This is a genomic window from Clostridium sp. AF23-6LB (assembly GCF_003461085.1).
In the GTDB taxonomy this organism is placed as follows: Bacteria; Bacillota; Clostridia; order Lachnospirales; family Lachnospiraceae; genus Coprococcus; species Coprococcus ammoniilyticus.
The window spans coordinates 417,603-433,918 of sequence record NZ_QTWK01000001.1; the positions used below are offsets into that span (position 1 = coordinate 417,603).

Below are 16,316 nucleotides of genomic sequence, written 5' to 3' on the forward strand. Positions count from 1 at the left end.
AATATATATTTCGTGTTATTTTTCTTAGGTTTTGTGTAAATTTTACATCTGAAATTTCATCGTCTGAGAACTGACGCATACAACCTGACCAGATCCGTCTTGTCGCCGAATTGAAGATGAACCGAACCGTAATCCGACTCCTGAAGCCGGACATTTTTATTTGCTGCAAGATCGCTCAGATGCACGTTGGAATTCAGCCGTCCATACCAGCCTTCCAGAGTCTGCGTAAGCCCTGTGACTGGAAGCTCCTGTAATATCTGCTCCAGTATTCTGCCGGTATGTGATCTCTCTGTCTGTTCCCTGCTCACGACTACCGTGTCCGATGTCAATCCATACGAAGCCACCGCTGCTGTCATCACCTGCTCCTGCGTCAAGGAATCTGCATAAATATCAGCTTCAACACTTACCATCTCCTTGATATTCAGATTATCAAAAAATGTATGAATCTGATCGACTGCCTCTATACGATCCGTCTGAACGACCAGATAACCCTGTCCGGTAACTGAATTGTCAATAAAAGTAAATCTCCAGAATGCCGGATTTCCGTTACTTTGAAAAGTTGTTATCGAATCATGCCGTCCGGTAACAGTCAGTTCGCCTGCAGATACCCCAAAGCATTCGGCAGTATTCAAAAGAAGATTATTTATCTTCGCCGGAGTCAGACGCGGGCAGACATCCTTTGAATCTTTATTTTCAGATTTTTCTGAATCTGCCATCTCATATACGCCCCATACACTTATATCAGCATGAACCTCCAGCTGTGTATCTGCCTCCTGCATACTGGCGAACACTTCTTCCATATCCATTTTCTCATTTATAAAAAACTGCAATGCTGCTGCGATCCAGACAAGCAGCACCATATATATCTTCGCCGAACGCTTCATGTATACATCTACCATCCTTTTCCTATATCCATATTCTGGACAATATCATGTGCTTTTATTCCAGGAACTTCTTGGATTGCTGACGTACATCATAATCTTCATATTCATGAGGCAAATCAGATACTGCAGACTTACGTTCTTTTGCAATATAGCAAAAAGAGGTGCCAGACACATGAATGCCTGACACCTCCAATACAGCTCACTTCCATCACAAATTCAGGTGTTTTCTACTTGAACTTCATCTTCTTTGTTACACCCTTCTTTAAAAGGATCTTTTTGTATGCCGTCTTCTTTGCTTTTGGGATCTTGATCGTTGCTTTTGTATAGATCTTTGAAAATGCTTTAGAGCCAACAGTCGATGCTGTTAACTTTGTTGACTTGATCGTAATGGTCTTCAGATTTGTGCATCCATAAAAAGCATATTTTCCAATCTTGGATACATTTGCACCGATCGTTACTTTTTTCAGCTTCTTTCTGTTTACAAAGGCACGGGATGCGATCGCCGTTACCTGATAGGTCTTTTTACCGAGCTTTACAGTTTTAGGAACAGTCAGTGTCGTAATTGTATTTGATGTTACACCACCAAATGTAACGGTCTTCGAAGATGTAATCTTGTAGATCATCTTATTCTTGATCACAACATCACCCTTGCGATAGCCTGACTTTACTGTATTATCGAATGAATCAGTCTTGTCTTTTTTGAAGGTTGTTACGCTCTTTGTCTTTGACTGAACCTTCGACAGCTGGTATGGATTGACCTCTACAAATACCGGTGAATCATTGTTGGTTACATACCATATAACCGTACCGGATTTGGTTACAACCGGCTCACACATCGCAAGTGCAAGGGATGATGAATAGATTGCTGATGCTTTATTTCCGGCTTCATCTAATAGAACCATCTTTGTCGTATATGTATTTTTCTTTGTATTCTTTTCTTCCCATAACAGAAGAAACTGGGAACCACTGATCTTCACAAGCTTTGGATTTATAACTGTAATCTTATCCTTAGCTGTATAGTTTGTGATCCACGAAGCATCTTTCTGCAAACTTGTCTTGGATCCCGCATTGATGTAGACATTCTTTACTGAAGTCTTTTCACTTTTAATACCGGTTCCCGTCAGAATATAATTATTATCTCCAAGCTTCAGATCATTCAGCGTATAACCAGTATAATTATTTCCTGCATATCCCGGTATAGAGATAATGGTTCCATACATAGCTGGTTCGCCAACCTTTTTACTTACCTCCGTTGCTGTAAGTGCGATTCCTCTCGGATATGCATCACCCAGATCTGCGCGGTAAATATAGGTTCCATCGGTTGCGATCTGCTGTGCAAAGGAATGGCTGACATAACCCGCAGACAGGTTCATCACATCATAGTAAGAATCTACAAGCTTCATGCTGTCCTCATTTACCACAAAGGTGCAGTTCGCCTGATGATGATAACCATCACTGCTTTTAAACATCGTATGGCAGGTATGAATATATAACTTACCTGCCGTCTCCGTCATCGAGAGTCCTCCGGCTTCAAACGGTGTATATGTATTTGCGCCCTTGATGGAACACGCTTTCAGCCGTTTCCAGTTTTTATCATATTTTACAACACGAATGACCTCTTTCGATTTGCTTTCCTTCGGATTTGACTGACCAAATACCAGATAGTTGTATTTCTCGCCACTATAATATCCGCCAAATAATGAAAGCTCACATTTGATCTTTTTCTGGCTCTTTAACCGATAGGAAGAATCATAAACCTCGCGGACAACCACACCACGGATGTACTCTATACGTTCAAAGGTTCCATCTGCTCTGGCATTCAGATATGCCGTCTGGACATCTCCATATGTATAGCCTGAATTGATACTCCGGTGCATCGTTGCCGATACCGATCCAACTGCTCCGGTTGATTTATATGCTGTCTTGCTCTTTGACAAGGTTGAATCTGTTACCTTGATCGCGATCGTCTTCTGTACATTGATAGGCGATGCACTGATCGTGATCTTTGCTGTTCCCTTCTTCCATGCGGTCAGATTACCTTTCTGATCTACACTTACAACCTTTGGATCCGAGCTTTTATATGTATAATCCAGTGAAAATCTACTATTCGTACTGCAGGTCACCATTCCGGATGCTCCAACCTTCATATTTGCAGGTGCATTTACATGAAAGCTAGTCGGATATGTCCAGTCAAAGATTTCGAGATAATAATTACTATCCTTTTTTTCTATCACAACACAGTTGTTATTCTTATCCATAAAAAACGTGTATACAGGATATGTAGTCTGCATACGGATCTTTTCTTTGTTCGTTGCAATATCATATTCTGTCAGTATTTTCTCATCCGTTTTTGCAATTAGGGAAGTTCCTGCACCATTTAATACACATCTTGGTCCAATGCTGGATAAGTCGGCATGTCCATCGCCATAGTCGGAATCAGCTGTATAAAATGCCATCTTTAATGCCTTTTTATTTGCAATATTAATTGGTGATACCGATACGCTGCTATCGATCAGATTGATACTGGTCGAACTCTCTGTGACATCATTGATATCATACTGATTGGAATCCACCAGTGCGCAGATTTCTCCATTAAATGTTGATAATGCGGCTAGATATCGTCCATTCAGCATCCGGACCGGCGTCTTATGTGTAAAGAGATCAAACTGATACAGATACATCATATTCTCACCCTTGATCGTGATGGAATTGTCACCATTCACTTTTCCCGCTTTCAGGCTCGCCATGTGGTGATTGAAGCCCCAATATCTCCAGTTCTCATATCCCATATAGTAAAAGTTTCCATTTGTCTGATCAAAGCCCAGGAATTCATATATATCATCTCCTCCGCTTTTCTGGCTCAATAGCTTACCATCCGGACGGAACAAATATAATTTATCCTCATTGGTTGCTATATAATATCTGCCCGCTCCATCTACGCCGATTGCTGATAAAATATTTGCCCAGCGTCCTTTTACATTAAATGTATCAAAGCTCTGCTGTTTTTCTGCTCCCGTCTTAAAATTATAACTGTCAATCTCCACCTGACAGACATAGCTGTATGAATCCGATGAAGCATCCGTATTTTTCTTATAGTCTGCAGTCGCAAAATAAACGGCCTCTTCATCCATATATGCTTTTTCTATATAATATCTGCTGGTATATACTGTTGTATATGTTCCATTTGTCATATCATAAAAGACGATCTCATACTGCTTTGAATTGCTATATACCTCTCCTATCGTATGTACAAAAAACATCCCATTCTTCTCTGGTACATACACCATGTCATTATACGAAGACAGCTTCCCGATCTTATCCGCATCCAGCTTCACTACATTTGACTCAGCTAACTCGGCTGTATCCTCTTCTGTCTGCTGCACATTCTCCATAGCTGCCTGTGTTGCAAGCTCTGTTACCTCCTGTGCCCGCACTCTGACAGGTGTCATAAGCAGTCCAAGACCGATTGCAAACCCTACAATAGCAACTGTAAGCCTGTTCCACTTTCTCATAATCACCATACTTCCTTTCATTTTTAACTTATTCATATATCGTACTTGATGCATGTAAAAATCAGCATCCTTTCCGACAGATTATTCGGCATTTCTCATCCTGTGTGCTTCTCCACATACTACAATGTGTCCCGCCAAATCCACATTTCTACAGGCAAATACCTATTTATAGCTTATCACACTTACTCTGATCTGCACAATCATAAATACAGCCATCTAATATAAAAATATATACATAACAAAAAGCAGGCTGCTACAGACTATATAAGTACATATCCCTGATTTCGGGCACATATTCCTATAGTATTGACAGCTGCCTGCTTTCACTTCGTATATTCTATTTGGTCAGTATCTTTCAGGAAGAACATATTTCTCCTGATAATCGATCATCTCTTTGTAGATTCTCTCGCAGTTATTGTGATCTCTGTAGTAGAAGAAGTCATCGGCGCGTTTTACATATTCCGGCTTCATCTTACAATCATTCTGCATATACTCGATCAAGGTATCGATCAGTTCATCGTTGTCATGACAGATCTCCCCGAATGCCATTGTATCATAATGGAAGGTACCCTCCTCATAATGCTGTGGTATATCTTTGTGATGGAGATATACCAATGGCTTTCTCATATAAGCAAAGTCAAACTGGATACCAGAGAAATCCGTTACCATCAGACTGGATTCACAGAACATATCTTCATAGCTCATATCTCCAACTGCCGGAACGATATCTACAAAATCATTCTTATCAAAATCATCCACCTGTGAGCTTACGATCGGATGCAGAACATATTTGATCCGGTATCCATATTTCTCTGCCGCATCGATCAGACGCTTGTCATTAATAAGTGCATTGAATACCTTGAAATATTCTGATTCCTTAAACAGCGGATTGTAATCACGCTGTTCGCTCTCACTGGTACGAACCGGCATCGCTGCCTGCATTCTCCAGGTCGGACTGATCATAATCTGCTTCTTCGCCCGATCCTTCAAGCCATCATAACGAGGAACGCCTGTCAGCTTCAATGCATCATAGCCGACATAATCATATACCGGACGAGACAGATTCTCGATCTCATACTTAGATGCGCAGAAGTAAAGTCTGAGATTATCCCGCAGACGATTCTGGGCGATCGCAATCTTCTGAATCGACATACCATGCTGAACACAGCAGACATGGAAATGCGGAAGGTCACGGATAAAGGCCGAATTTTTTAGTTTATATCCATTAAATGCATAAACCGTTGAATTCGATATAACCATCATATCTGCATATAAGAATACAAGTCTGTGCTTTAAGGAATCACGCACCAATGGCTTGTAGCCCTCTTTCTTCAGACGCTTATAATCCGTACTCTTCTTATCAACCAGATAGTAATGCTTGATATCCTTGCTGTTTTGTGCACTGGCATATTTATACAGGTACTCGGATGAATCTCCGCCCTTGTAAATCTTATCAATATACATCCAGATCGGCTTTCTGGTCATGAATGGACGACAGATAAAGTACAGCATTCTGAATATCGCATACTTTCTTGTCCAGTTATTCTTCTTAAACATATCCTTCAGTAACTTAAGCTCTTTTACAAATTTCTGTGACTTGCTCACCTTACGGATGACCATACTTCTCCGCTCAGATGTCATCATATACTCTCTGTTATCTCCAAAAAACCAGTGGCTGTTTGCAAACGCTCCGCATACCCGACTGAAATGGGATGGGAAACTAAGGGTGATCGTCTCGATCTGCGTTCCGAATTTCGCCTCACAGGATATTGCTGTTTCATTTTTCTTTGCAACCGGAATACTCAGATGGAACGAATGTCTCTTACAGATCGCTGCTCCAAATGCCTTTGTCAGACCATATCGTCCGTTATATTCGATCTTATATTTGACATTGTTATATTTGAAATAAATCTCGTCCGCCATGGAATACAGGATTGGATGAACCGTTCCATCGATTTCCAGCTTACCAGCTCTGTAATTGATGAATAAAATGTTAGTGCTTAAGCTCATAACTGAATTAAACAGGGTATCCCCGATTCCATAATAGATCTTTCCTGCAAGGAAGAATCGCTGGAACTTATAATCCTGTCCATTTCGTAAGATACCATACACCCATTTCATCGTATCACCCGTGATACAGGCCGCTATCTTATTCCGATTCAGCATGATACTCTCTTCGATCAGTCCAAGTGACCTGCCTATCAGCTCCAGATACTCTTCTCCATGGCCTTCCTCGATTACATGCTTATTCCGGTTGTCCATGTTGCCTTCAAATCTGGCATGTATGGAATACATGAAGTTATACTGGATAAATACCGGTATCCTTCCATATTTTTCTTTCATTTCTGTTAAGAACGGCATCCAGAATTCTGTAATAGAATCAAAATACCACTCCTGCATATACAATCCACGATAAAATGTAATATCATGCTCCTCATATTCATATGCTGTATATTCCACACCCGGAAGATACACAACTTTCATTTCTTCTGCTAAATAACGCAGGAAGAAATCACGTTCCATTTCCAGTCCCAATGAAGCATTCACATTACGCTTCTTTAAAATATCTGTCTTTAATATTGTTCCTGCAAAAGTAAATGGATAACAGTCATATTTATTTTTCAGATCAATCACATAAAATGATTTTAATTCCTTTTTACTGTCTGTGACTTTTAAGAAATTACGAAATGCGCCTTTCGTTGCATTTGCAAATGTTTTTGCGATCATATATACATGATGTCCCGGGCAGATCGTAATTCCATTTGTAAGGATCTCTGCCAGATTCTCTGAAATCACATCTCCGACTTCTATAAATGCACAGTAATCTCCCTCTGCTTTCTCTGCCATCTGATGATATGCTTCTGCCGGTGCAGTATATGCGGTATCATCAATTGTTACCGTAAATGCAGGATTACCGATCCTGGTGATCACATTATTATACCAGTCTTTATCTGCTGTTACCTGACTGGTATTCAGCACAAACTGAACCGAATACTCTGCCATCTGTGCATCCGAAACTACAGTCTCTGATTTCTTTTCTACTTTTTCTTTCTCAGTCTCAGCATGCTTCTTCTTTTCACCCATGCTGATCTTTTCCTGAGAAATATCATCCGCCGACAGATCACTGTCGCCAATATCAGTACTACTTCCTTCTGCAAATGCCATACTGCCTTCCCCTGCTGCATTTGCAAATTCTTCACCGATCCGGACTTTATTATTCTTACCAAGCCCATATGCCGCCATCTTTTCAAATACTTCAATGGTCGCCTTGTTTAATTCTTCGTCGTCCGTTAAACAACACAAAATGGATAATTTCATCGTCCATCTCCCTCACAACTACTTTACTTTCTTCTATATAGTATCATTCATTTCTAGCATTTTACATACAGAGATTATTTTACCTAACTTTCTTCTATAACGCAAGTAATTGTTTTAATCTTGTATTCATTATTTTCTTGATTTCATTTATGATCTGTGCTATAAAGTAAACAGTGTTTACCATTTTAAACAGACAGGGAGTGAGAACAATTCGAGAAAGTACAAAAGCAACAAAAGAAGCCATCCTTGCAAGTGCCAGAGATATCTTTTTAGAATATGGATATCAGGAAGCCTCCATGCGTAAGATCGCAGCGCGAGCAGGCATAACACCGGGAGCGATCTATAAACACTTTTCCGGCAAAGAAGATATGTTTGAAGAAATTTTTGCGGAAAGCGGAAATAAGCTTATGCTGCTTTCCGAATCTATGTTGCATGCAGATTTTACTTCCATGACAGATGATCAGTTACTTCAGGTCTTATATTCCGGGATATCCATCCGCACCTTTGAGCTGTTAGAGGATGACATGCAGTTATTTCACATGCTCTTAAAAAATGACTCCGGTACATACCTGAGCCGTTTTCGTAAAATCTACATTGAACAATGCACCGGATTTGCAATGCAGTATTATTCCGAATTATACAAACGAGGACTTGCATCAAATCAATTATCAGAAAAAACAGTCTATATTCTCTCATCCTCTGAGTTCTCGATGGTCTGTGAAATAATCGCAGATGATTCCTGCAAAAACGGGATCACACCTGAGTGCAAACAGGCATTTTTAGAAGCAATGAACATTCTGCTTCATGGACTGGAAGCAGCACTTGGAATAAAAAAACAGGAGGAACCAAAACATGGAAAAAATTAAGATTGAAAAAGGAACCGTACAGGAAACATTATTAATTCCTCTATATGGAAGAAAATATGCCAGATCATCGAACTGGAATTTGACTAGTATGGAGGCAGTTTAAAATGGAATATGGATTTACACAGAAATTATTTGGATATTTTTATCACAGCTCCTGTATGAAGCAGGCAGCAAAACAGAAATTGAATATTAATAAAAAAGCAATAAAGCAGGAATATGTATCGATTATGAAAAATGCGAAGGACATTGGCAAATCCAGACTTATGAGTTCCTATTGCATGGGAGCATATTTTATCGCCTTAAACCGTAAAACCCCACTGTCACCGGAAGCCTGCTATGAACTGTACAAGGACGGCTTATCTTCCAACAAGCTGTTTCATATAGCGGTTGGAAATGCCAACAGCTATCTTGATAAAAAGAAGATGCCGGGCAGACTAAAATGGTCAGCAGATTCTCATTTGCGCCGATATGAAAATGACTGGGTCGTTGATATCATTGAGGGAACTCCTCAAGATGATTTTGAACTTGGCTACGACTATCATACCTGCGGTATCTGTAATCTCTGTCGGGATGAAGGATGCTTTGAACTAGCGAAATATCTCTGTCGGATGGACTATGTTCTCGCGGATATGATGCAAATGAAGCTCACCCGGACGAAGACGATCGCTGAGGGTGCAGATCTTTGTGATTTCCGATATGGACGGAAATGATCTTATACGACCGGCAGCATTCAAATATGAAAAATTAATACACTCCGAAAGAACACAAAAACTGCCGCCAGTTGAATGACTGGCGGCAGTTTTTGCTCTTCCTTATACTTACACTCTACTTTTTTCTGTAAGCGCTGCACATCTAATACCAGATTATTTAATCTTGACTGCTTTTACAGCACTCCATTTTCCATACACCCGGTTTCCGGTAGAATCCTTCTTAAATGCACGAACCTTAACGTAGTATTTCTTTTTAGATTTTAATCCGGTTAATGTCTTGGTTAATTTCTTTGTTACTTTTTTCTTTGCTCCACTCATGTTTTTCTTAGTAGAATAACAAATCTGATATCCATATGCATTCTTGACTCTTTTTATCGTTACTTTTGCTTTTTTCTTTGATGTACTCTTAACGCCAGGTTTCTTTGCCTTCGCTACTTTAACCTTTGTCCAATGTGCATATAATGTAATATTCTTATTTGCAACCTTACTCTGTCTGGATACTTTAACACCACCGGCAGGGCTTGTATACCAACCTGCAAATGTATATCCCTTTCTGGCCGAAGCAGGCAATGTACCATAATATTTACTAGGAATAGCCGACATGCTCTGCTGTTTACATGTACCACCATTTGCTGCGAAGAAAACCTTGATCGGTCTGACTTCAAATTTATAATAACCATCATAAGAAGCTGTTTTATTGGTGTCACTTACAAATTTTGCTGCAGTTGAGGCAGCATTTCCTTTTAATGTAGTTCCTTTTCCAAATGCGTATCTGGAAAGAACAACATTATCATCTAACACATCAACATATGCATTTTCTGCCAAAAAAGCATTTGCCTGAATAGCTGATACACCTTTTGAGATCGTGATATTCTTTACTGTATCTCCAAACGCACACTCTTCTATATTAATTGTATTTTCCGGTATCGTCACAGCGGTAATCTTTGTCTTTTCAAACGCACCTTTATTAATATACTGCAGTCCTTTATTCAACCGAACATCATTAAGTCCGGAGCGATAAAATGCATATTCATCAATAACCTGTACATTACCCGGTATATTAATGCTTGTTAACATCTCGCAATTTTCAAATGCATATTTACCAATCGTCTGGACATCTTTACCGATTGTTACAGAATTCAAACTACTACAAGCTCTAAATAAATAGTTTCCGATTGATGTGATCCCATCCCCAATTACAACACAATTAATTCGGTACTGATATGTTTCAAATCCATTCTTATCTTTATCCCCATACCAGAATGAATTGATCCAGTTTTTTCCACTATCTCCCTCATATGTACTTCCGGTACCGGTCAGAGTCAGAGTACCCGTAATATCCAGAACCCCTGTAACATTTGCTCCGCATTTGAACACACATTGAATGTTCGCATTGCCCGCTGCCTTTACTGTCAGCTCGGGAATCATACTGATAACCATTATCCCTACAAGCAATAATGCCGTTAATCGTTTCATCACCTGTTTCATCTGTTATTCCTCTTTTCTTTCTCATTTTTGTCGTTTTTGGTATATGCATGTATATATTTACATGTCAACCTCAGATACTGTTTTATTATAAAAAAGCATAAAAGTCCAGATACAGCATTTCTGCCATATCTGGACTTCTACTAAAATATACATGTTACCTGTCCTGCTTGTGTCTTTAGTCTATAATTGCCTTAATTTCCGATTCGCTCATATCGGTTACATCCATGATCTGTTCTAAGGTGTAGCCTTTCTTATGCATTTTCAGGATAATATCAACTCTTTCTTCCGATCTTCCTTCTAATCTTCCTTCAGACCTTCCAATGACCTTACCTCGTGCTTCGCCTATTTTTTCGCCTTCTGCCCTGCCAGCTGCTTTGCCAGCGGCTTCGCCCTTCGCATATCCCATTTCTTCTACGCCTTCACTCAGATTACACATGATCTTCACCTCGTCTCTGATACCGTGTCTGTCTACTGGTATGTCATACTCTTGTTTCATCAGCTTCAATTTTTGTTCTGCCGTCATTGTCTGCGACAATAGCGTTCCAAGTAAGCGATGCAGTTCATATCGTTCTTCCTTAGGCGGTATCTCCTTTGCCAATCCGATCATCACGATGTTAGGAATATCCAGATTGCCTTTCCAGTCCTGTTCGCCAAGTAAATCATCTTTTACCATATGAATATGACTCAGACTGTTCTCTTTCATATTCATACAGATCCAGATGGAATACACCTGTTTGATCTCGTTATAGTCAGAACCTGTAAATTCCCGCTCTTTCTGGGATGACACCAGTCTTGCCGTATAGAAGATTGCCCGATTTAAGATAAAATACTTTGTCGGTTCATTCTTCTGGGCTTCCAGATTAATGATCATTTTCGCCAGTCCATCCCGCATCCGTACATAGAAGATAATATCAAAATATATCTTTCCCTCATCAATTTCGGAACTTTCTGCATTCAGTCCGACAATCCGTTCACCGGTTCTGGCATCCACCGTTTCTTTGTTCGTTAATCCCAGTTCAACCGGAACCTGGCTGATATATGGTTCACCTTCAATCAAAGAAGCGACCGTATCTGCATCCATACCTTTAAATTCATCGACTACCCTGATCAGTATATGCGCCAGTATGATCTTCTGTCCAAGCAGGCGCTTGGCACTGGCATCATACTGTGCTTTCTGATCAGTTGCCTTGGAGGAATATACAATTTCGTTATCCATGTTCTATCTCCTTTCTTAATACTGATAGAACGGAATAACATGCATATTTTAGCTTTGTATATTGCCTCCGTCTCTCCAAGTTTGATTGTAACGGATATTAAAAAGGAAAACAAGTTTATAATTATTTACCGTAAAATCTTACAAATGATCAGACCGATACCACATACGGTTATTCCAACTGCGATCACTACATCTTTGTTATCTCCAACAATGTTCACATACTTTGCTTTGCCCGGACGATAAATGATCTCCACCGGATCATTCTGGTTTAACTTTTTGTTTCCGCCATTTGCAGCTCGTAATTTCATATCCTGTCCATTATACTGAAACCGCACAACCGGAAAATCAACACCATTTTCATTGACAAAGTCAGTAATCGTTCCCGGAAGCTTTTTCCCCTGCCGGTCAACGATGACCTTGATCAAACACAGGATACCTCCAATAAATTCTCTGTCACACGCAAAGAATTCATCTTTTTCATATTATCATACGAACAAAAGGGGGTACAAGTTGAAAATGTTTATTTCTTATAGAAGTTATATCCATTTATCTAATATTACAAATGCGTTAATACATATTCCCCAAATTCAGGTAAGGAAAAGAAATCGTATCCATGTTCCTCACAATCAATAATACCCCTTTTCTTTAACCTGTCTCGATACGGATTAAACTCATTTGTTTTCAACGAAAGCTTATCTCGTATCTCCTTTATTTTACCAGATTCTGTTTTTGCAATACCATAACAGATCTTCCTGTCTCTGCTCTATTTCTACAAGTCAATACGACTCGAAAAAATGGCATAAACATTATAAAAAAAAGAGTCGTCAATATACCAAAAGAAATTAATAAAAATATTCTGCAAATATGCAAGTTATTACATCCAGACATGCTGTTTGTTACATCAACCGTTTTTTCGTTTCTTTTTCTGCTATGGTTATGTTGTCGACAAAACAGGCGCCGGATATTACGAGGAATTAAATTTATGTACAATGAAAATGAAAAAAGAAACGTTACTGTCTCACAGAAAGGTAACGCTATACAGTCTGCCGCATTAAACATCCATCAGCTTTTCCCATCCCGGACCAAAGATGAATGTTTATTAGAATTAAAGAAGAATCCATCCATTTACCGGACATATCTGAACTGGCCTGACAAATGGAAAAACCGTTTTCTGGAATTCATGGAAGGCAAGAAAAGTCTGCCATTGACCTATGATCCATTTTTCAAAAAGCTGTTCAACCCGGATATATACCCGGAACGGTTATCTCGTCTAATCAGCAGTATCATCGGCACAAAAGTAACCGTAAAATGTATCCTGTCAAATGAGGACAGCATGCTGCCATCAACTTCTCTCCTGCTTCTGGATATCATCGTCCAGTTAGAAGATGGGTCGATCGCAAATGTGGAGATCCAAAAGATCCCATACACCTTTCCCGGTGAGCGGATGTCCTGCTACTCTGCTGATCTTTTGCTCCGCCAGTACACCAGAGTAAAAGGGGAAAAGGGAAGTACATTCACCTATCAGGATCTGAAAACCGTTTATACGATCGTGATGTTTGAAAACAGTCCAAAAGAATGTAAAGATCCCGAATTATCCGATATCTATCTGCATCATGGAAAGGCTGCATTTGATACCGGGATCAACTTCCATCTTCTGCAGGAATACTATGTCGTTGCACTTGACGTCTTCCAAAAAAGTAAGTATTCTAAAGATATCAACGAACTTAACGCATGGTTATCCCTGTTAACGGCAACTACCCTGGATGACCTTGTAGCACTGATATCCGACTATCCGTGGATGGAAGCCATCTGCATGGATATGTCAGAATATCTGTATCACCCGGAGGAGGTTGTTACCATGTTTTCTGAAGCATTACGAAAATTGGATGAAAATACCGTCAACTACATGATCGATGAACTGAAAAAAGAACGGGACGAAGCAGTCACTGCTCTAGCCGAAAGAGATGCTACAGTATCTGAAATGAATGCTACCTTATCTGAAAAAAATGCTGAGATTGCAAAATTAAAGGCGCAACTTGCCGAGCGAAACAAATAAAATCTTATTTTCTAATATAACAACAAGCAGAAAACTCCTGATATTATACTTGTTATGTAGCAAACCTATCCGAGTGCCGGTTCTTAGGCAGCGTCCCTTGCTACCTTACGTACCGTTGCACCGAGGATAGAGTGCAAGCGTTTTGCGTAATAACAATGTATAATATCAGGAGTTTTCGTTCGTCTGCATCACTCAAATTGATGCTCTTTATAGTGATGGGCTTCCTCCAGCATCATATCCTTGACCTTCATGAGCCGCACCTGCGTGCTTCGCTCATTCTCATCAAGCTTCATACTGATATATCGGATGCCCTCCTTTGTCTCAGGAATGATAACATGCTCCAGCGCATTTACACGTCGTCTGGTCTTTTCGATCTCCGATGCCAAAAGCTGACAGGATTTCTCAATCTCCGCCAGTTTCAGCATATCCGGAAGGATGTCAGCAAGTGACTTTACTGCATCATCCAGATCACCGGAGGTAAATGCAAAACCGTAAGAATAGATATCATTCTCATCCGCACTTTTTGTTGTATATTCAAATACCGGAATATCTACACTCATAACATTTCGATCCTTGCAGGTAAGCTGGACTTCCTGTTTCGGTGCCATCAGTGCTGTATGAAGGATCTGTTCAGACATGCCGGCTTTTGCTATGACAAAATTCGTATTGGCGGCTTTGATACCGGCCTCAACCTTCTCACGAAGTGCCATATTCTCTCTTGCCATATCAAGGAACTGCCGCATCAGCTCATCTCGTTTATCTTTTAACAGCTTATGGCCTCTGGTTGCCGTAACAAGCTTCTTCTTTAAACGGGTCAGTTCCATTCTGGTAGGATTTACCTGTGTAGCTGCCATTTTTGCCTCCTTATAATGTCAACTCGAAGCGCTCGCCTCGTTACTTTCCGTAGTATTGATCTAACCACTTGTCATCGATACGTTTCAGTTCTGCACGAGGCAGGATCGATAACAGCTTCCAGCCGATGTTTAATGTTTCTTCGATACTTCTGTCTGTCTCATACCCCTGAGATACATATTCCTTTTCAAATGCTTCTGCAAACTTTGCATATAAAATATCGATATCCGACAATGCAGATTCACCAAGGATCGTCATAAGTTCCTTTGCATCCTTACCACGGGAATATGCCGCAAATAACTGGTTCATGGTGCTGGAATGATCTCCTCTTGTCTTTCCTTCACCGGTACCCTTATCCTTCAGACGTGACAGAGATGGAAGTACATCGATTGGTGGTGTTACACCCTTTCTGTAAAGCTCACGGCTTAAGATGATCTGTCCCTCTGTGATATATCCTGTTAAGTCAGGGATTGGATGTGTCTTATCATCCTCAGGCATGGTAAGGATTGGGATCATTGTGATACTACCATTCTTGCCACGCTGTCTTCCAGCTCTTTCATATAAAGTTGCAAGGTCTGTATACATGTATCCGGGATATCCACGACGACCCGGAACCTCTTTTCGGGCTGCGGATACTTCTCGTAATGCATCTGCATAGTTTGTGATATCCGTCAGAATAACCAGTACGTGCATGTTCTTTTCAAATGCAAGATATTCCGCAGCGGTCAGTGCCATACGAGGTGTAGCGATACGCTCAACCGCAGGGTCATTTGCAAGGTTGATAAACAGTACGGTTCTGTCGATCGCGCCTGTCTCCTTGAAGCTCTCCGTGAAGAAGTTTGCTTCTTCGAAGGTGATACCCATAGCAGCAAATACTACGGCGAATGGTTCATCTGTTCCACGCACCTTAGCCTGTCTTGCGATCTGGGCTGCTAACTTCGAATGTGGAAGTCCCGATGCTGAGAAGATCGGCAGCTTCTGTCCTCTTACCAGTGTATTTAATCCATCAATAGCAGAGATACCTGTCTGGATAAATTCCGATGGGTAATTTCTTGCTGCCGGATTCATTGGCAGACCGTTGATATCTCTTCTCTCCTCCGGAAGGATATCCGGTCCTTTATCGATCGGTCTTCCCAGTCCGTCAAATACACGACCGAGCATATCTTCTGATACGCCAAGTTCCATACTTCGTCCAAGGAATCTTACTTTGCTGTTTGAAAGGTTGATACCTGTTGAATTCTCAAATAACTGTACCAGTGCATCTTCACCATTGATCTCAAGAACCTTGCATCTTCTGACTTCGCCACTTGCAAGCTCGATTTCACCAAGTTCATCATAGGTAACATTTTCTACACCATGTACCAGCATCAGAGGTCCTGCAACTTCCTGTATGGTTCTATATTCTTTTGGCATA

At 40.4% G+C, this 16,316-nt stretch carries 11 protein-coding genes; 3 read left to right on the top strand and 8 right to left on the bottom strand.

The genetic code is table 11. The annotated features are described in order from the left end of the window. Positions 1 to 56: 56 nt before the first annotated feature. The 3 genes from DWY07_RS01825 to DWY07_RS01835 form a co-directional block, all read right to left on the bottom strand. Positions 57 to 899, bottom strand: a complete 843-nt coding sequence (locus tag DWY07_RS01825; RefSeq protein ID WP_117822059.1) for a hypothetical protein — start codon at positions 897 to 899, stop codon at positions 57 to 59. Between the two features lie 212 nt (positions 900 to 1,111). Beyond that, positions 1,112 to 4,396 carry a leucine-rich repeat protein gene (locus DWY07_RS01830; protein WP_173784184.1) on the bottom strand — a complete coding sequence of 1,095 codons (3,285 nt, stop codon included), beginning with the start codon at positions 4,394 to 4,396 and terminating at the stop codon, positions 1,112 to 1,114. 345 nt (positions 4,397 to 4,741) lie between these two features. Continuing rightward, positions 4,742 to 7,714 (bottom strand): CDP-glycerol glycerophosphotransferase family protein, encoded by a 2,973-nt coding sequence (locus tag DWY07_RS01835; RefSeq protein WP_117822061.1) that lies wholly within the window; start codon positions 7,712 to 7,714, stop codon positions 4,742 to 4,744. A gap of 200 nt (positions 7,715 to 7,914) precedes the next feature. On the opposite strand from DWY07_RS01835, the gene DWY07_RS01840 reads away from it, so the two are divergent. Beyond that, a complete protein-coding gene (locus DWY07_RS01840) occupies positions 7,915 to 8,580 on the top strand; it encodes a TetR/AcrR family transcriptional regulator (RefSeq protein ID WP_117822062.1) in 666 nt (221 codons plus the stop codon). Between the two features lie 104 nt (positions 8,581 to 8,684). Next, a complete protein-coding gene (locus tag DWY07_RS01845; protein ID WP_117807217.1) occupies positions 8,685 to 9,290 on the top strand; it encodes an L-2-amino-thiazoline-4-carboxylic acid hydrolase in 606 nt (201 codons plus the stop codon). 153 nt (positions 9,291 to 9,443) lie between these two features. Here DWY07_RS01845 and DWY07_RS01850 read toward each other — a convergent pair whose 3' ends face one another. The 3 genes from DWY07_RS01850 to DWY07_RS01860 all read right to left on the bottom strand — a co-directional run bounded on the left by DWY07_RS01850 (position 9,444) and on the right by DWY07_RS01860 (position 12,419). Beyond that, positions 9,444 to 10,778: a leucine-rich repeat protein gene (locus DWY07_RS01850; RefSeq protein WP_117822063.1), complete on the bottom strand. Its 1,335-nt coding sequence runs from the start codon at positions 10,776 to 10,778 to the stop codon at positions 9,444 to 9,446. A gap of 175 nt (positions 10,779 to 10,953) precedes the next feature. Continuing rightward, positions 10,954 to 11,994 carry a hypothetical protein gene (locus DWY07_RS01855; protein ID WP_117822064.1) on the bottom strand — a complete coding sequence of 347 codons (1,041 nt, stop codon included), beginning with the start codon at positions 11,992 to 11,994 and terminating at the stop codon, positions 10,954 to 10,956. A 125-nt stretch (positions 11,995 to 12,119) separates the two neighbouring features. Then, the gene (locus tag DWY07_RS01860) at positions 12,120 to 12,419 is read right to left on the bottom strand and encodes a hypothetical protein (RefSeq protein WP_117822065.1); all 300 of its coding nucleotides are present in this window, start codon (positions 12,417 to 12,419) and stop codon (positions 12,120 to 12,122) included. Positions 12,420 to 12,976: 557 nt separating this feature from the next. Here DWY07_RS01860 and DWY07_RS01865 point away from each other — a divergent pair. Then, positions 12,977 to 14,050, top strand: coding sequence for a PD-(D/E)XK nuclease family transposase (locus tag DWY07_RS01865; RefSeq protein WP_117822066.1), 1,074 nt, complete (start codon positions 12,977 to 12,979; stop codon positions 14,048 to 14,050). A gap of 188 nt (positions 14,051 to 14,238) precedes the next feature. Here DWY07_RS01865 and DWY07_RS01870 read toward each other — a convergent pair whose 3' ends face one another. Together DWY07_RS01870 and DWY07_RS01875 are read right to left on the bottom strand one after the other, a co-directional pair. Beyond that, positions 14,239 to 14,904 (bottom strand): V-type ATP synthase subunit D, encoded by a 666-nt coding sequence (locus DWY07_RS01870; RefSeq protein ID WP_021944903.1) that lies wholly within the window; start codon positions 14,902 to 14,904, stop codon positions 14,239 to 14,241. A gap of 40 nt (positions 14,905 to 14,944) precedes the next feature. After that, positions 14,945 to 16,315 carry a V-type ATP synthase subunit B gene (locus DWY07_RS01875; RefSeq protein ID WP_117822067.1) on the bottom strand — a complete coding sequence of 457 codons (1,371 nt, stop codon included), beginning with the start codon at positions 16,313 to 16,315 and terminating at the stop codon, positions 14,945 to 14,947. Between the last annotated feature and the right edge of the window lies 1 nt (position 16,316).